Below are 17,526 nucleotides of genomic sequence, written 5' to 3'. Positions count from 1 at the left end.
CACGGAGTCCAATAGCGGGTCCGTTGAAACGTGAAAAAACTCAGTGTTGGCGCCGTTTTCGTCGGGTCATCGCCCAGGACCAGGGCAAATGGCCCTCGGGGTTAAGGGTCGCGCTGTCGACGAAACTGTGACGCGCCCGGAAGGGCTCCGCGCGCGCCGCCGGGACTGCTTCAGAAGCGTTTCAGGGGCGGGTGGGGTCCTCGGCCTCCAGTGAGGGGGCAAGCAGTCGGCGGAAGGACTCCACCCTCGCACGCCGCTCCTCGCGGGCAGCCGAGGCTCCCGAGGCGTCCGGCCCGTCCGCCGCGCTCGCCCACTCATCCAGGGCGCAGTCGACGACGCTGTCCTCGTGGGTGCACCCGCGCGGACAGTTCTTGGCCACGCGGGCCAGGTCCGGAAAGCCCCTCAGGACGTCGGCGCTGCCGACGTGGGAAACTCCGAAAGAACGCACGCCGGGGGTGTCGATGACCCAGCCGCCCCCGGGCAGCTCGAGGGCCTGAAGACTGGTGGAGGTGTGGCGGCCCCGGCCGGTGACCTCGTTGACGTGCCCGGTGGTGCGGTCGGCCCCGGGCACGAGTGCGTTGATGAGCGTGGACTTGCCGACCCCGGAGTGGCCCACGAGGACCGAGACGGCGCCGTCGAGCACCTGGCGGACCGCCTCGATGCCGTCGTCGGGCCGCTCGTCGTCGGCCTGGGAGGGGCCGGTCTCGGGGCCGTGGGGGCGCAGTCGGGTGGCAAGGCAGCGCACGCCCAGGGGGCTGTAGAGGTCCGTCAGCGGGGCGGCATCGGCTAGGTCGGTCTTGGTGAGCACGATGAGCGGCTCCATGCCGGCGTCGTAGGCGGCCACGAGGTAGCGGTCGATCATGCGTGGGCGCGGCTCGGGGTCGGCCACGGCGGTGACGATGACGAGCTTGTCGGCGTTGGCGACGATCGCCCTCTCGGTGCCGGCGGCGTCCCCGTCCTCTGCGCTGCGGCGCAGCAGGGTGGTGCGCTCCTCGATGCGGACCATACGCGCCAGGGTGCCCTTGCGGCCGCTGGTGTCCCCGACGACGGCGACCCGGTCCCCGACGACGACCTTGCCCCGCCCCAGTTCGCGGGCCTTCATGGCGGTGATGTTGCCGCTGGAGTCCTCGGTGAGACGTGGGTCATCCAGGCGGATGCGATAGTGGCCACGGTCGATGCGGGTGACCATGCCCAGGGCCGCGTCGGCGTGGCTGGGGCGCTGCTTGGTGCGTGGGCGCGAGCCCCGGCCGGGGCGGACCCTCACGCGCGGGTCATCGGTGCCGATGTCGCGGCGGGCCATCAGGCATCATCTCCCGGGGGCTCCGGCTCGTGGTGCGATGCGGTGGCGGGGTCGGTGCCGCACTCGCCGGCCGTGGCGAGCATGGCGGCCCACAGGTCCGTGAAGCCGGGCAGCGTCTTGGAGGTGCACTCGACGTCGTCCAGGCTCACCCCCTCCACGCTCAGGCCGATGATGGCGGCGAAGGTCGCCATCCGGTGGTCGGCGTAGGAGCGCAGGGCGGCGCCGTGCAGCGGGGCGGGGCGAATGATGAGCCCGTCGTCGCTCTCCTCGGCGTTCCCGCCCAGGAGGCGGATCTGGGTGGCCAGGGCCGCCAAGCGGTCGGTCTCGTGCCCGCGCAGGTGCGCGATGCCGGTGAGGGCGCTGGTGTGGCCCTGGGCTCCGGCGAGGGTGGCCAGGGCCGCCACCGTGGGGGCCAGCTCGCCGACGTCGGACAGGTCCGCGTGGATCCCGGTCAGTCGCCCGGTGCCGCGGGCCGTGAGCAGCCCGTCGGCGAGTGTCACCTCTCCGCCCAGGCGGGGGAGGAGCTCGCGCCAGGCGTCGCCGGCCTGGGTCGTGGTCGCCGGCCAGTGGGGGACGCGGACCCGGCCCCCGGCCACGAGGGCGGCCGCCAGGAAGGGGCCGGCGTTGGACAGGTCCGGCTCGATCATGACCTTCCCGCCGCGGGGGCGACCGGGGTGGACCCACCAGGTGCGCTCGCCGTCGCCGGCCCCGGGGGCGGGCTCGTCCACGGCGATGCCCCGCTCGCGCAGCGTCGCCACCGTCATGGCCACGTGCGTCAGTGAGGGCACCGGCCCGGTGGGGGTGAGCTCCAGGCCGCTGGGCAGGACGGCGCCCAGGAGCAGGAGGGCGGAGACGAACTGGGAGGAGGCCGAGCCATCGACCGCCACGCGGGCGCCCTCGGCTCGCAGGAGGGCGCCGTCGCCGGGGCCGACACGGAAGGGCAGGAAGCCGGGCTCGCCGAGGTGGATGACCTCCGCGCCCAGGGAGGCCAGCGCGTCGAGCAGAGGCGCCATGGGGCGGCGCCGGGCGGCCTCGTCCCCGTCGAAGACGACCGGGGCGTCGGCCAGGGCGGCCAGGGCGGGCACGAAGCGCATGACGGTCCCAGCCAGGCCGACGTCGATGCGTCCGAGGCCGTCGGGCCCGGCCTGAACGTGCAGCGGCAGGGGAGCGGGCGTGACGCGCAGGCGCGTGCCGGTCTCGTCGAGGTCCTCGAAACGGGCACCGAGCACGGTGAGGGCGGCGAGCATGAGCTCGGTGTCGCGCGAGCGCAGAAGCCCGGTGAGCGTCGTCGGTGCGTCGGCGAGCGCCGCCAGCAGCAGGGCCCGCGCGCTCAGCGACTTCGACCCCGGCAGCTCCACGACGGCCTCCAGCGCCCCCGCCGCCACCGGCGCCCGCCACGGCTCGGTCGATCCTGCCGAGCCAGCCGAAAGGGCCGTAGGGCCGCCGGCGCCGGGGGCGTTGGTCATGCCAAGGCCTCGATGACCGCGTTGAGGGTGGTTGACGGCCGCATGGCGGCGTCGGTCAGGGCCGCATCGGGGCGGTAGTAGCCGCCGATGTCCACCGGGGAGCCCTGGACGGCCAAGAGCTCGGCCTGGATCGTGTCATTGAAGGCCTCGAGCTGCTGGGCGATCGGGGAGAAGACGGCGGCGAGCTCGGGGCTGGTCTCCTGAGCGGCCAGCTCGCGGGCCCAGTACAGGGCCAGCCAAGCGTGCGAGCCGCGGTTGTCGACCTGCCCCAGGCGGCGCGCCGGGGAGCGGTTCTCCTCCAGCAGCCGGGCCGTGGCGGCCTCCAGGGCGTCAGCCAGGACCTCGGCGCGTTCGTTGCCGCTGACCTGGGCCACGTGGTGGAAGGCCTCCGCCAGGGCCAGGAACTCGCCCAGGGAGTCCCAGCGCAGGTAGTCCTCCTCAAGCAGCTGGCGCACGTGCTTGGGGGCCGAGCCCCCGGCACCGGTCTCATAGAGGCCGCCGCCGTTCATCAGCGGCACCACCGAGAGCATCTTGGCGCTCGTGCCCAGCTCGAGGATGGGGAAGAGGTCGGTGTTGTAGTCGCGCAGGACGTTGCCGGTCACCGAGATCGTGTCCTCGCCGCGGCGGGCGCGCTCCAGGGACAGGCGCGTGGCCGCAACCGGGTCCAGGACGCGGATGTCCAGGCCCTCGGTGTCCTCATCGGCCAGGTAACGGTTCACCAGGTCGATGAGGACGGCGTCGTGCCCGCGCTCGGGGTCGAGCCAGAAGACGGCCGGGGCGCCGGTGGCCCGGGCCCGCGTGACCGCCAGGTGCACCCAGTCGCGCACGGGGGCGTCCTGGGTGGTGCACGCCCGCCAGATGTCGCCGGCGGCCACCTCGTGGGACAGCAGCACCGTACCGGGCTCGGCGCCGGCGCCCTCGACCGCGACGACCTCGACGGTGCCGTCGGCCGGGATGAGGAAGGTCTTGTCGTGGCTGCCGTACTCCTCGGCCTTGCGGGCCATGAGACCCACGTTGGGCACCGAGCCCATGGTGGCCGGGTCCAGGGCCCCGTGGGCGCGGCAGTCATCGATGACGGCCTGGTAGACCCCGGCGTAGGAGGAGTCCGGGATGACGGCGAGCGTGTCCGCGGTCTGGCCGTCCGGCCCCCACAGGTGGCCGCCGGCCCGGATCATGGCGGGCATGGAGGCGTCGATGATGACGTCACTGGGCACATGCAGGTTCGTGATGCCGCGGTCGGAGTCCACCATGGACAGGCGCGGTCCGGCGGCCAGCTCGGCCTCGATGGCGGCGCGGATCTCCTCTCCCTGGGGCAGCGGGTCCAGGCCCGCCAGGATCGAGGCCAGCCCGTCCTCGGCCCGCAGACCCGCCTCGGCCAGAACTTGCCCGTAGGTGGAGAAGACCCCCGGCAGGGCGGCACGCACCGCGTGACCGAAGATGATCGGGTCGGAGACCTTCATCATCGTGGCCTTGAGGTGCACCGACAGCAGCAGGTCCTCGTCCTTGGCGGCCGCCACCTGCCCGGCGAGGAACTCATCCAGGGCGGCGGCGCTCATGAAGGTGGCGTCCACGACCTCCCCGGCGGTCACCGGCAGCGACTCCCGCAGGACGATCGGCTCACCGTCGTTGGCCGGGCGCAACCGGATCTGCAGAGTGCCGGCCTCGGGCACGACGACGCTGCGCTCATTGCGCCGGAAGTCCCCGGCCCCCATCGTGGCCACGCGGGTGCGCGACTGGGGCGACCAGGCCCCCATCGAGTGCGGGTGGGAGCGGGCGTAGGCCTTGACGGCCGCCGGGGCGCGCCGGTCCGAGTTGCCCTCACGCAGGACAGGGTTGACGGCGCTGCCCTTGACGGCGTCATAGGCGGCACGCGCCTCCCGCTCGGCGGGCGTGGCCGGGGAGTCGGGGTAGTCGGGGATCTCGTGGCCCAGGGCCTGGAGCTCGGCGATGGCGGCCTTGAGCTGGGGCAGGGAGGCGGAGATGTTGGGCAGCTTGATGATCGTGGCCGCCGGGGACTGGGTGAGCTCGCCCAGGTGGGCCAGGTCGTCGTCGGCCAGGGAGAAGGCCGCCAGGATGCGTCCCGCCAGCGAGATGTCCGCGGTGCCCACGCTCACGCCCGCCCGCTGGGCGAAGCCGCGCACGATCGGTAGGAAGGAGTGGGTCGCCAGCATCGGCGCCTCATCGGTCCAGGTGTAGACGATGTCGGGCTGGGCGGCCTGCTCCGACTGGGGTGACTGGCTTGCCTGAGCCGGCTGGGCGGACTGGACGGTCATGAGTGCTCCCTAGCGTGTCGATGACGTGTCTGCGCGTGGTGGTCAGTGGTGCGGGCGCGTCAGGGCGCCGCGACCGGTCGGACGTGGACCGGGACGAGAGTAGCCGCCGCCTGTGACGCCCAGGTGACAGGTGCCGGGGCGCTGCGGGTGCAGGTGGCGATGGGGCGACGTCGGACCCGGAGCCAACAGGTTCCGATGGGGCCGGCCAGGGCGACTCAGGCGGTCACGGAGCGCTGCTGAACGGCCTTGTTAGCGGCCTGCATCGCCTCACGCTGCTGGCGGGCGTTGCGCACCTGCCAGGCCAGGGACGGCCTGCCTTGACGGTCGACGGCGGCCAGCGCGAGCCCGGCCCCCAGGGCGGCCCCGCGCAGCAGCCCGGAGAGGGCCTCCTTGCGGGCCTGCGTTCCCTTGACCGCCCAGACGGGGTTGTTGACCACGGTGAGGGGCACGTTGAGGGCCGCCAGGATGGTGGCGTTCGTGCGGGGTGCCCGCCCGGTGGCCAGCCCCAGCCCGGCTACGAGGCTCACGGCCCCCGAGGCGCGAGTGAGCAGCCGTGCGTCGGAGGTCAGCACGGGCGGCAGGCCGACCCGCTCCAGCGTGGGGGCGACCTTCTCGAACTTCTCCACGTGGCGCGACGGGCGCACCAGGGCGTCGAGTCCATCGACGATGAAGGGCGCGGCGAGCATGGGGCGGGCGAAGGAGCGCAGAATGTTCATGCCCCCATCCTGACCTACACGGGCGGCTCGGGCCAGCGAAATCGCTGCTCAAACGTGGTGCGCGCCTCGCTCAGGGCGGACGGGGAATGAAATCGGGGCGCCGTCGTGTTGGCCGGGACATGAGCATCCAGCAGTCGATCGTGTCGCCGCCGAGCCGGGCTGCCCGCCGTCGGGGCGCCCCGCCGAGCAGGCCGCGCGGCCGCCGAGAGCGGCCCGGCAGGCAGGACCGGCACCGTCGGCACCGGGATCTGCCGGGAGGACCCGCCACGATCACGGAGGCGAGGACCAAGACGATGACCGAGACGATGACCAAGGCTCGTGGCGTCGGTCGGGCCGAAGACTCCTGGGGCACGTTAGGCTCGTGGCTGATGACGGACATCGACGACCACACTGATGAGATCACCCTGGATGAGGTGATCGATCCTGACGATGGCGCGCGCGATCTGGACCGGGCGCCGGCCGATGAGGACGAGGCCGCCCGGGCCGCCCGCTTCGAGGCCGAGGCCCTGCCCTACCTCGACCAGCTCTACGGCGCCGCCCTGCGTATGACCCGTAACCGGGCCGATGCCGAGGACCTCGTGCAGGACGCCTACGCCAAAGCCTTCGGCTCCTTCCACCAGTACCGGCCCGGCACCAACCTCAAGGCCTGGCTGTACCGGATCCTGACCAACACCTTCATCAACTCCTACCGCAAGAAGCAGCGCGAGCCGCTCCAGTCCGACGCGGAGACGGTTGAGGACTGGCAGCTGCACCGGGCCGCCTCCCACGACTCGGTGGGGCTGCCCAGCGCGGAGAACCTCGCCCTGGACGCCCTGCCGGACTCCGACATCAAGGACGCCCTGGGCCAGCTCACCGAGGACCGGCGCCTGGCCGTCTACCTGGCGGACGTGGAGGGCTTCTCCTACAAGGAGATCGCCGAGATCATGGACACGCCCATCGGGACCGTCATGTCCCGGCTGCACCGAGGTCGCCGCCAGCTGCGCGAGCTGCTGGCCGACTACGCCCGAGAGTACGGATACGGGGAGGAGGAGAAATGACAGACCGCATGGAACCGGGAACGTCCGGCGACAACAGCGCCGATCCCACCAAGGGTCCCAAGACGGCGGACGGCTCCCAGGACTGCTCCTGCGCCGAGGCCCGCGCCCACCTGGAGGCCTTCCTCGACCGCGAGTGCACCGCCGACCTGGCCGAGCGCCTCGCCCAGCACGTGGCCACCTGCTCGCACTGCTCCCGCCTCGCCGACGCCGAGACCCACCTGCGGGAGATCCTGCGCTCGCGGTGCGCCGAGCAGGCCCCTCCCGAGCTGCGCGCCCGGGTCCTGGGGCGCCTGTCGACCCTGCGCGCCACCGCGGTGAGCGTGACGACGACGTCGACCACGACCCGGACCCAGGCCTCCGCCTCCGGGCGGGTCGTGCGCGTCGTGGAGTCCCGGGTCGAGTCCTCCCGGACCGTCCGCTTCGAGAGCGACTGAGGAAGGCGGCCCGGCCTTGCCGGCTGCGAGGTGCGCTGACGTGTGGTCGCCTTCACCGGCTGGTCAGCGGCGCCAGACTGGCCCAGGCGCGCCGCTGTGTGCGAGAATCAGCTGCGTTCCGTGCCCCCTCGTGGGGCGAGTCAAGACACGAGGAGGCAGTGATGAGCAAGCGCGGTCGTAAGCGTCGTGCACGCGCCAAGTCCAGCGCCAACCACGGCAAGCGTCCCAACGCCTGAGCCGGGTAGCGCACTGAGCGCAACGTCCTGAGACATAGCAGACGTCGGCCGGTCACCCCAGTGGTGACCGGCCGACGTGACGTGAGCGGGGCGCTCGGGCCTCAGGACTCGGGGCGCTCGACGCCGAGCCACTCGTACCAGCCGCGGTGCAGCACCAGCCAGGCCAGCAGACCGTACCCGGCCTGCCCCGGGTGCGTGCCGCCGGCAGCGGCGACGTCGGCCGTCCACTGCTCGTGGTTGCGCAGCGGCTCGAAGGCGTCCACGTAGGGCACGTTGCGCCGCAGGCACACCTCCTCGGCGGCCTGGGACAGCTGGGCGGTGGCGTCGGGGTCGGCCTCGGGCAGGGGAGGGGGCCCGACGACGAAGCACTCGCGGTGGTCGGAGGCGGCGGTGTCGAGGATGTTGGCCAGGGCCAGGCGTGAGCGGGCGTAGGAGATGCCGGCGAGCACGTCGGCCACGCCCAGCCCCACGACGAGCCGGTTGATGCCGGTGTGCGTGGAGCGACGGGCCACCTCGGGGCCCCAGCGGTCGGACATCTGCGCCGTCGTCTCACCGGGAACCGCCAGGGAGGTCCACAGGATGTCGGCGTCCCGGGGCGTGCGGGCCATGACGCGGCCCGTCCATCCCAGGGCGCGCCCGTCACCATGACCGGCCACCAGCTCGTCACCGATGAAGCTCAGCCTCGTCTCACGCATGACAGCGCCTCCTCGTGCCTCATGATCCCTCATGCTGTCTTGACATTATCGTGACCTTGCGTTGTAACGGTGGAGGCTGACGGCATTTCGGCGGGGCTGCCCCGGGACGGGCCGGTGGACCGGCCTCCTCTCAGTGACGGGCGAAGGCCTGGCGGAGGATCTCCTCCTGCTGGGCGCGGTGGACGCCGGCGGTGCCCACTGCTGGGGCGGCGGCCTCGGGCCGGGAGACCAGCGTGGGCAGGACGCCGCCGGTCAGGTCGGTCGGCAGGTTGAGCGCCAGGTAGGGCCACATGCCCTGGTTGGCGGGCTCGTCCTGCACCCACACGAGCTCGGCTCCGCTGAAGGGGGCCAGTGCCTCGGCGATGGCCGAGCTCTCCAGCGGGTAGAGCTGCTCGAGGCGGACGATGGCCGTGCTGGTGTCCCCGGTCTTGGTCCGGTGGGCCAGCAGGTCGTAGTAGACGCGCCCTGAGCACAGCAGCACCCGGTCCACGCCCTGCTTGCGCGCCGAGGCCAGGACGGCGTCGTCGGTCTCCCCGATGACCGGCTGGAAGGTGCCGGAGGTGAAGTCCTCCACCGGGGAGCAGGCGGCCTTCAGACGCAGCAGCTGCTTGGGGGTGAAGACGATGAGCGGGCGGCGCGGACGGGTGTAGGTGTGCTCGCGCAGCAGGTGGAAGTAGCTGGCGGGCGTGGAGGGCTGGGCCACCAGCATGTTGTCCTGGGCGCACATCTGCAGGTAGCGCTCGATACGGGCCGAGGAGTGGTCCGGTCCCTGCCCCTCCTGGCCGTGGGGGAGCAGCATGACCAGGCCGGAGCGCTGCCCCCACTTCTGGGCGGCGGAGGTGACGTACTCGTCGATGACGGACTGGGCCCCGTTGGCGAAGTCGCCGAACTGGGCCTCCCACATGGTCAGTCCCTCGGGGCGCTCCACGGAGTAGCCGTACTCGAAGGCCAGGGCGGCATACTCGCTGAGCAGGGAGTCGTAGATCTCCAGGGGCGCCTGGTCCGGGGTCAGGAAGCTCAGGGGCGTCCACTCCTGCCCGGAGGTGTGGTCGTGCAGGACGGCGTGGCGCTGGGCGAAGGTGGCGCGGCGGGCGTCCTCACCGGCCAAGCGGATCGGCACGCCCTCCATGAGCAGGCTCCCCAGGGCGATGAGCTCCCCGAGCCCCCAGTCGATGCCGCCCTTGCGGGTGGCCTCGCGGCGCTTGGCCAGCATGGCCTGGAGCTTGGGATGGACGGTGAAGGACTCGGGCCAGGCGACCTGGGCGTCGCCGATGCGCTCGACGACGTCGCGCGGCACGGCCGAGGTCCAGCCCAGCATCATGCCGGTGCCCGCCCGCTGGGAGTGAGGGATCTCCAGGGAGGACAGGGGAACGCCCACCTTCGTGGGGTCCGAGAGGTCCTGCGCGGAGGTGTCGGTGGCCTCGTCGGCGCCGTCGGAGCCCGTGCCCCCGGTGACCTGGATGCGGGCCTCGGTGAAGACCCGCTCCAGCTCGTCCTGGTAGCTCTTGGCGATCTCCTGGGCCTCCTGCGGGGTGATGTCGCCGCGTCCCACGAGAGCGGCGGTGTAGACCCCGCGCGTGGAGTCCAGGGAGTCGATGAGCCGGTACATGAGCGGCTGGGTCATTGAGGGGTCGTCGCCCTCATTGTGGCCGCGGCGCCGGTAGCAGATGAGGTCGATGATGACGTCCTTGTGGAAGGTGCGTCGGTACTCGTAGGCGTGGCGGGCGGTGCGGGCCACTGTCTCGGGGTCGTCGGCGTTGACGTGGAAGATCGGCACCTGCAGGCCCTTGGCCAGGTCGGTGGCGTAGATGGTGGAGCGGGCTGAGGCCGAGCCGGTGGTGAAGCCGATCTGGTTGTTGACGACGATATGGACGGTGCCGCCGGTGCGGTAGGCGGGCAGCTGGCTCATGTTGAGGGTCTCGTAGACCACGCCCTGGCCGGCGAAGGCGGCGTCGCCGTGGACGAGGACCGGCATGACCGTGTAGCCCTTCTCGCCCAGGCCGATGCGGTCCTGCTTGGCGCGCACGATGCCCTCGACGACGCCGTCGACCGTCTCCAGGTGGGAGGGGTTGGCGGCCAGGGAGACGCGGGTGGACACGCCGTCGGTCCCGGAGAAGACGCCCACGGTGCCCAGGTGGTACTTGACGTCCCCGGTGCCGGCGCCCTCGATGACGCCGTTGCCCTCGAACTCGTCGAAGACCTGCCCGTAGGACTTGCCGGCGATGTTGGTGAGCACGTTGAGGCGGCCGCGGTGGGCCATGCCGATGACAACCTCGTCGAGGCCGTCGTGGGCGGCGGCGTCGAGCAGGCGGTCCAGGGCCACGATGAGGGACTCCCCGCCCTCGAGGCTGAAGCGCTTCTGGCCCACGTACTTGGTCTGCAGGAAGGTCTCGAAGGCCTCGGCCTGCTCCAGCTTGGTGAGGATCCGACGGCGCTCCTCGTCGGCGATGTCCTCCCAGTCGCGCTCGAGGCGCTCCTGCCACCAGGCGCGCTGGGCCGGGTCCTGGATGTGCATGTACTCCACGCCCACGGTGCGGCAGTAGGCGTCGCGCAGCATCCTGAGGATCTCGCGCAGGGTGGCCCGGTCGCGCCCGCCCAGGCCCCGGGTGGGGAAGGAACGGTCCAGGTCCCACAGGCTCAGCCCGTAGGAGGTGATGTCCAGGTCGGGGTGACGGCGCAGGCGGTAGGTGAGCGGGTCGTTGTCGGCCGCCAGGTGGCCGCGCTGACGGTAGGCGTGGATGAGCTCGGCCACGCGCGCCGGCTTGCCGGTCTCCAGCTCGGGGTCGTAGGTGGTGTCGCGCACCCACTTGACCGGCTCGAGGGGGATGCGCAGCGACTCGAAGGCCCGGTTCCAGAAGCCGTCCAGTCCCAGGAGCTTGCGCTCCACCAGGCGCAGGAACTCACCGGAGGCGGCGCCCTGGATGACGCGGTGGTCGTAGGTGGAGGTCAGGGTGACGACCTTGCCGATGGCCTGGCGGGCCAGGGTGTCGGGGCTGGCGCCGGCGAAGGCGGCCGGGTAGTCCATGGCGCCGACCCCCACGATGAGTCCCTGGCCGGGCATGAGGCGCGGCACCGAGTGCAGGGTGCCGATCATGCCGGGGTTGGTCAGGGTCACGGTGGTGCCGCGGAAGTCGTCAAGGTCCAGCTTGTTCTCGCGGGCCTTGGCCACGAGGGCCTCGTAGGCCTCCACGAACTGGGACAGGTCCATGAGGTCGGCCTGCTTGATGGAGGGCACCAGCAGACGGCGCTGCCCGTCGGAGCCGGGCACGTCAATGGCCAGGCCGAAGGCCACGTGGGCGGGCTCGTGCAGGACCGGCTTACCGGCCTCGTCAACCCCGTAGGAGACGTTCATCGAGGGCATCTCGGTCAGGGACTCGACCACCGCCCAGCCGATGAGGTGGGTGAAGGAGACCTTGCCGCCGCGGGTGCGGGCCAGGTGGCTGTTGATGACGGCCCGGTTCTCGATGAGGACCTTGGCGGGCACGGCCCGGGCTGAGGTGGCTGTGGGCATGGACAGGGAGTCGTCCATGTTCTTAGCGGTGCGGGCCGCCGCCCCCTTGAGCCTGGTGGCGCGGTCCTCGTAGGCGTCGCCGTCCTGGTCGTGAGCGGGGTGGACGGCTTGGCGCTGGGCGTAGGGGGAGGTCGGGGGTGCGGTGTCCGACGGCGGGGCCGGCGGCAGGTCGGAGCGCGTGACGTCCTGGACGGCTGAGGGGCGGCGCAGGGTGGAAGCGGACTGGGGCGTGATGGTGGCCCGGCGCGGCCCACCGGCGGCCGACGACGCAGAGCCGTTGGAGGAGGCAGGGCCCGGTTGGTGCAGGCCGGCACCCGGATCGGTCTCGAAGAGCTCGCGCCACTGGGGACTCACAGAGGAGGGATCCGCCGACCAGGCGGCCCGCATCTCCTCCACCATCCACTCATTGGCACCGAAGCCTGGGCTGATCTGGTCCTGCGTGGGCACGTCGGGTCTCCTCGGAGCTCGTCAGTCTCCCGTTCCGACACTGGGAGCCTCAGCGGGACCCCGGGGGAGGAACGGCGGTGTTCACCAGACATCCTAGAAGGTGAAGGGCGTCTCATGCGAGCAAACACGGGACCAAAGACACATGCGTGTCCCAGGCGTGACGTGGCTCTGCACCGGAGTTGTGGCGGCACTGGAGGAGGGGGGCGGTGGTACCGTTCGGTCACTATGCGATCGGCTTTCCGCCGGGCCTCGAGGCGCCGCACCCGCACGCACCGCGCCTCCTCGCCCGCCTCTGACCACCCCCACCCCGACTCGTCCGCATCCGGCACCCACGCCGCATCCCACGTGGGGGAGGGGCCCGCATGACCGACTGGCTCATGATCGCCGTCGGCGTGGTCCTCACCTTGGGCACCGCCCTGTTCGTGGCTGGCGAGTTCTCCCTGGTCGCCCTCGACCCCTCCACCGTCGAGACCCGCGCCGCCACCGGCGATAAGCGCGCCACCACCGTCCGGCGCGCCCTGGGGCGCCTGTCCACCCTCCTGTCCGGCGCCCAGGTCGGTATCACCCTGACCACCGTGCTCCTGGGCTACACCATGCAGGCCGCCCTGGCGAACCTGCTGACCGACCTCATGAGCCACTGGCTGGCCACCTCCGTGGCCACCGGCGCCGCAGTCGTCATCGCCCTCATCGTCGTCAACGCCTTCTCCATGGTCATCGGCGAGCTCATCCCCAAGAACGCCACCCTGTCCGACCCCATGCGCGCCGCCGGCCTCGTCGCCCCCTTCCTCATGGGCTTCACCACCCTCCTCAAGCCCCTCATCGTCCTGCTCAACGGCGCCGCCAACGCCGTCCTGCACGCCATGGGCATCGAACCCGCCGAGGAGCTCAGCGGCACCCGCAGCGCCGGCGAGCTCGCCTCCCTCGTGCGCCACAGCGCCGAGGAAGGCACCCTCGACGCCTCCACCGCCACCCTGCTCACCCGCTCCATCGGACTGGGGGCCCTGACCGCCGTCGACGTCATGACTGACCGCGGCCGCCTCCACACCCTCGAGGCCGACGACTCCGCCGAGGACGTCGTGCACCTGGCCCGCACCACCGGCCACTCCCGCTTCCCCGTCATCGGCCGCGACATCGACGACGTCATGGGCATCGTTCACCTGCGCCGCGCCATCGGCGTCCCCTACGAGCGGCGCGCCGACGTCCCCGTCGCCTCCACCTCCCTCATGACGCCCGCACCCCGCGTCCCCGAGACCATGCCGCTGGCCAACCTGCTCGTCGAGCTGCGCGCCCAGGGCTCCCAGATGGCGATCGTCGTCGACGAGTACGGCGGCACCGCCGGCGTCGTCACCCTCGAGGACGCCGTCGAGGAGGTCGTCGGGGACGTCGCCGACGAGCACGACCGCCGCCGCGCCGGCGCCCACCTCGACCCCTCGGGCCACTGGGTCGTCCCGGGGTGGATGCGCCCCGACGAGCTCGCCACCCGCGCCGCCATCCAGGTCCCCGACGACGGCCCCTACGAGACCCTCGGCGGCCTGGTCATGACCGAGCTCGGCCGCATACCCGCCGTCGGCGACGTCGTCGACCTGGCCCACGCCTCCCTGACCGTCGACGCCATGGACGGGCGCCGCGTCACCCGCCTCCACGTGCGCCCCAAGGACCCCGAGGCCGCCCCCGGAAGCCGAGGACCGGAGGGGGAGCGCCGATGAGTACTCCGCTCGCCCTCCTGCTCACCGTCATCCTCCTGGCCGGCAACGCCTTCTTCGTCGGCGCCGAGTTCGCCGTCACCTCCTCACGCCGCAGCCAGCTCGAGCCACTGGCCGAGGTCGGCGACGCCCGCGCCACCACCGCCCTGTGGGCACTGCAGAACGTCTCACGCATGCTGGCCACCGCCCAGCTCGGCGTCACCCTGTGCTCCACCGGCCTGGGCGTCGTCGCCGAGCCGGCCATTGCCCACGCCCTGGAGCCCCTGCTCGCAACCATCGGCGTCGGGCACGCCGGCTCCCACGCTGTCGCCGTCGTCATCGCCCTGGTCATCGTCGTGGGCCTGCACGTCGTCGCCGGGGAGATGGTGCCCAAGAACATCTCCATCGCCTGCCCGGAGAAGGCCGTGCGCTGGCTCGCCCCGCCCCTGGTGTGGTGCTCGCGCGTTTTCAGTCCCGTGGTCAATGCTCTCAACGGCTTCGCCAACGGGGTCCTCAAGGTCCTGGGCATCGAGGCCAAGGAGGAGATCGCCGCGGCCTTCAACGCCGAGGAGGTTGCCTCCATCGTCGAGCGCTCCACCGCCGAGGGCGTCCTGGAGGACTCCACCGGCCTGCTCAGCGGCGCCCTGGAGTTTTCCGAGGAGACCGCCGGAAGCGTCATGGTGCCCCTGAGCGAGCTCGTCACTCTGCCCCGGGACTGCACCCCGGAGGACGTGGAGCGGGCCGTGGCCTCCACCGGCTTCTCCCGCTTCCCGCTGGTCGCCGACCAGGCCGCGGTCGACCAGGGGGAGGAGCCGACCATCACCGGCTACCTGCACCTCAAGGACATCCTCTACGCCGACGGCGCTGAGCGCACCGAGCCGGTACCCGCCTGGCGCGCTCGCGCACTCGTGCCCGTCGGCTACGACGATGAGGTCGAGGAGGCGCTGGCGGCCATGCAGCGCTCGGGGGCCCACCTCGGGCACGTCCGCAACGCGCAAGGGCGCTTTGTCGGAGTCCTCTTCCTGGAGGACATCCTCGAAGAGCTCGTCGGCGAGGTTAACGACGCCATGCAGCGCGAAGAGCACCAGCGCCGTGATTAAATCGTGATCTAAAGGCCGGAATCGGCGGATTCCCACAACATGGGCCGCCTGGGGCGACCATCGTCGACCGCTGCTCCAGCGCTGGTGGCCAGGTGCTGATTCCTTCGTATGGCATGCGAATCCGCTTTGCGGCCGGCTGGTCGGATGGAACCCCTGGGGTTTGTGTGAGAAGTGCAGGTCACACAAAGGTGTGCTGGTTCTCCTGGCAAGACTCACAGCGGACCGCTACTGTTTTAACCGAGTACAACCCAGGCTGTCGCTCTGGCAGCCACCATGTCGCCACAGCCGGGACACCGGCCGCAACGACTTCCCTATGACACTCAGCCACCTGGAGGCTTCCCGCGTGACCCCGCAGCCCATGAGTCGACGCCAGCGTCGCGAGGCGGAACGTGCTGCCGAAGCTGCTCGCCAAGTCGCTGAGGCGCAGGCCGGAACTGCCCCGTCGTCACCGTCGACGACGCACACCACTCACGTCGCCGGAGCCACTCGCCGCTCACGTCGCGACCTTCACACTCACCGCGCCGAGAACGGCGCCGCCTCCAGCCCCGTCACCGCTCCGAGTCCATCGGCTCTCCCTGACGTCCCGGTCGCCCCGCAGAAGCAGAACCACCCGCAGCGATCCGTGGCGCCGGCAACGCCTGCGACGCGCCCAGGGAGCGGTTCAGCGCCGTCTGTCCCCGCAGAGCCGGCGCAGTCCCAGCCCGTCGCACCGATGAGCCGCATGGCCCGCCGGCGCCAGAGCACCATCGAAGGGCCCGAGCCCACTTCCCAGCAGCCCACGCCGGCGGCTCAGGCGCACAGCGCCGCATCTGCGGCCCCGTCCGTCTTCTCCTCCTCGCCGCAGGTCACCGGTGACACTCGCCCCACCCGGCGCTCCCGCAAGGAACTGCGCACCGCCCAGGTCTTCGAGGACCCCGAGCAGACGCGGGAGAACCCCGCTGCCCAGAGCCCCGCGCAGCCCCAGGCTCACCACCCCGAGGGCAACTCCGAGCGTCACCACGACCAGCACCACTCGCATCGTGGCGACCAGGCCGCGCTCGCAGCGGCGCCTTCGACGCCCTCGGCACTGTCGCCCCTGGTCGCCGCCTCACTGGCCGAGTCCACCTCAGGGCTCGAGCCGGCAGCCGCTCACCCCGCCGGTGCCACGCCATGGTGGGCCGCTCGTGGCACGGCTCCTGCTTCGCCCAGCGACACACAGCGTCACGGTCACGGTCATCGGCACGCAGCCGCGCAGACCAGCTCCGCCGAGCCGGAGGTCGGGGCGCCCTCCGAGCCCGCCTCTCGATCCGCGGGCCGCCGCCGGCAGCGCGCCTCCGCCGCAGCCCCCGCCTCGACCGCCTCGGCCAAGCCCGTCTTCGCCGCCACGTCCCACCACACCGCCACCTTCGGCGTCCCCGGCGCGCAGGCGGATCATCCCGCCGTCCAGACGCCGCAGGCCGAGCCGTCAGCGCCCGCGGAGCAGGCTCCTCAGGCGCCCTCCGCTCCCGAGACGCCCCACGAGATCCGCTTCTCGCAGCGGATTACGGACTTCCGAGGTGCCGAGACCATCGAGGTCCCCGAGGTCCGCAAGATCATGGCCGCCCGCAAGGCCGGGGTCCCGCTCGCGGACGAGGAGACCATTCGCGCCATCAAGGCCGCCCGGAGCACCAAGAAGACCAAGCCCGAGAAGACGGCCGCCCAGGCCAAGCGAGGCAAGGCAGCCGATGAGGCCGGCGCCCCGACGTCGTCGGCCCGGAGCGCGGCAGCATCGAAGCCGGACGTCCACCGCGACTCCCCGACCGGCCCCGCCCCCGCACGTCCCACCCGTCGCCGCACCGGCTCCGGGATTCTGGGGCGCACCGCCGTCCTGTCGGTCCTGGCCATTGCCACGGTGCTCGCCCCCCTGTCCAGCCACCTCGACAACACCCCGCTGGCCTCGGCCGCCATGAAGATGCACTCCAACGGCTCCGCCACGCAGAGCCCGGCCGCCGGCGGCACGAAGGCATCCTCCGTGGCCAGCGCCGTGCTCGGCAGCGACGACCTGGACGAGGACTCCGGCACCCAGCTGTCCAACGTGCCCGACGCCGCCACCCGCGCCCGGATCCGTGAGGCCTTCCAGAACGCCGCCAAGACCTGCTCCTCGGCCACCGGCGCCTCCGGCGACACCACCGCCTTCAGCTCCAAGCCGCAGCTGTTCTACCCGATGCTTCCGGGCACCTACGAGATCTCCTCCGAGTACGGGTACCGCACCCACCCCACCCTCGGCTACCGCAAGCTGCATGCCGGGCAGGACATGGCCGCCCCCGTGGGGACGCCCATCTACGCGGCCGCCGCCGGCACCGTCACCACCGCCGGCATGGTCGACGGCACCGGAACCATCACCATCAAGCACGAGATCGACGGCCAGGTCTGGTACACCAGCTACCTGCACATGTACGAGGACGGCATCCACGTCAAAGTCGGTGACACCGTCACGGCCGGTCAGATGATCGCCGGCGTGGGTAACACGGGCCGGTCCTCCGGCTCTCACCTGCACTTCGAGGTGCGCACCAAGGACGACACCGCCGACGAGTCCACCGTGGAGCCGTGGGGCTGGCTCAAGCAGCACAACGCCGTCGAGCTCACCACCAACTGCAGCTGAGGGAGACCC

The 17,526-nt window shown here is 71.9% G+C and carries 12 protein-coding genes; 6 read left to right on the top strand and 6 right to left on the bottom strand.

The genetic code is table 11. The annotated features are described in order from the left end of the window. Positions 1 to 181: 181 nt before the first annotated feature. The 4 genes from rsgA to HW274_RS09430 form a co-directional block, all read right to left on the bottom strand. Positions 182 to 1,300 (bottom strand): ribosome small subunit-dependent GTPase A, encoded by a 1,119-nt coding sequence (gene rsgA, locus HW274_RS09445; RefSeq protein ID WP_185988688.1) that lies wholly within the window; start codon positions 1,298 to 1,300, stop codon positions 182 to 184. Beyond that, positions 1,300 to 2,766, bottom strand: coding sequence for a 3-phosphoshikimate 1-carboxyvinyltransferase (aroA, locus tag HW274_RS09440; protein WP_185988687.1), 1,467 nt, complete (start codon positions 2,764 to 2,766; stop codon positions 1,300 to 1,302). Before aroA ends, rsgA begins: the two co-directional genes overlap by 1 nt. Further along, positions 2,763 to 5,039 (bottom strand): NADP-dependent isocitrate dehydrogenase, encoded by a 2,277-nt coding sequence (locus HW274_RS09435; protein WP_185988686.1) that lies wholly within the window; start codon positions 5,037 to 5,039, stop codon positions 2,763 to 2,765. The genes aroA and HW274_RS09435 overlap by 4 nt, the downstream gene beginning before the upstream one ends. Before the next feature lie 215 nt (positions 5,040 to 5,254). After that, positions 5,255 to 5,755 (bottom strand): DoxX family protein, encoded by a 501-nt coding sequence (locus HW274_RS09430; RefSeq protein ID WP_185988685.1) that lies wholly within the window; start codon positions 5,753 to 5,755, stop codon positions 5,255 to 5,257. 368 nt (positions 5,756 to 6,123) lie between these two features. Between HW274_RS09430 and HW274_RS09425 the strand changes: the two genes are divergently transcribed. The 3 genes from HW274_RS09425 (at position 6,124) to HW274_RS13010 (ending at position 7,462) form a co-directional block, all read left to right on the top strand. Then, positions 6,124 to 6,792: a sigma-70 family RNA polymerase sigma factor gene (locus HW274_RS09425; protein ID WP_010613374.1), complete on the top strand. Its 669-nt coding sequence runs from the start codon at positions 6,124 to 6,126 to the stop codon at positions 6,790 to 6,792. Next, positions 6,789 to 7,226 (top strand): mycothiol system anti-sigma-R factor, encoded by a 438-nt coding sequence (rsrA, locus tag HW274_RS09420; RefSeq protein ID WP_075254560.1) that lies wholly within the window; start codon positions 6,789 to 6,791, stop codon positions 7,224 to 7,226. The genes HW274_RS09425 and rsrA overlap by 4 nt, the downstream gene beginning before the upstream one ends. A 161-nt stretch (positions 7,227 to 7,387) precedes the next feature. Next, on the top strand, positions 7,388 to 7,462 hold the full coding sequence (locus HW274_RS13010; protein ID WP_370538935.1) for a 50S ribosomal protein bL37: 75 nt from the start codon (positions 7,388 to 7,390) through the stop codon (positions 7,460 to 7,462). 101 nt (positions 7,463 to 7,563) lie between these two features. Here the strand turns inward: HW274_RS13010 and HW274_RS09415 are convergent, their stop codons facing one another. Together HW274_RS09415 and HW274_RS09410 are read right to left on the bottom strand one after the other, a co-directional pair. After that, positions 7,564 to 8,157: a GDSL-type esterase/lipase family protein gene (locus tag HW274_RS09415; protein ID WP_003785741.1), complete on the bottom strand. Its 594-nt coding sequence runs from the start codon at positions 8,155 to 8,157 to the stop codon at positions 7,564 to 7,566. A gap of 130 nt (positions 8,158 to 8,287) precedes the next feature. Next, positions 8,288 to 12,115: a multifunctional oxoglutarate decarboxylase/oxoglutarate dehydrogenase thiamine pyrophosphate-binding subunit/dihydrolipoyllysine-residue succinyltransferase subunit gene (locus tag HW274_RS09410; RefSeq protein WP_185988684.1), complete on the bottom strand. Its 3,828-nt coding sequence runs from the start codon at positions 12,113 to 12,115 to the stop codon at positions 8,288 to 8,290. Positions 12,116 to 12,477: 362 nt separating this feature from the next. Between HW274_RS09410 and HW274_RS09405 the strand changes: the two genes are divergently transcribed. The 3 genes from HW274_RS09405 to HW274_RS09395 all read left to right on the top strand — a co-directional run bounded on the left by HW274_RS09405 (position 12,478) and on the right by HW274_RS09395 (position 17,517). Continuing rightward, positions 12,478 to 13,821 (top strand): hemolysin family protein, encoded by a 1,344-nt coding sequence (locus HW274_RS09405; protein WP_185988683.1) that lies wholly within the window; start codon positions 12,478 to 12,480, stop codon positions 13,819 to 13,821. Further along, a complete protein-coding gene (locus tag HW274_RS09400) occupies positions 13,818 to 14,897 on the top strand; it encodes a hemolysin family protein (RefSeq protein WP_185988682.1) in 1,080 nt (359 codons plus the stop codon). Before HW274_RS09405 ends, HW274_RS09400 begins: the two co-directional genes overlap by 4 nt. A 343-nt stretch (positions 14,898 to 15,240) precedes the next feature. Continuing rightward, on the top strand, positions 15,241 to 17,517 hold the full coding sequence (locus tag HW274_RS09395; RefSeq protein WP_260679047.1) for a peptidoglycan DD-metalloendopeptidase family protein: 2,277 nt from the start codon (positions 15,241 to 15,243) through the stop codon (positions 17,515 to 17,517). Positions 17,518 to 17,526 lie beyond the last annotated feature (9 nt).

This window comes from Actinomyces sp. oral taxon 169, from assembly GCF_013394715.1.
Taxonomy (GTDB): domain Bacteria; phylum Actinomycetota; class Actinomycetes; order Actinomycetales; family Actinomycetaceae; genus Actinomyces.
The sequence above is the reverse complement of the archived record's forward strand: the minus strand, read 5'-3'. Positions and strand labels throughout refer to the sequence as shown.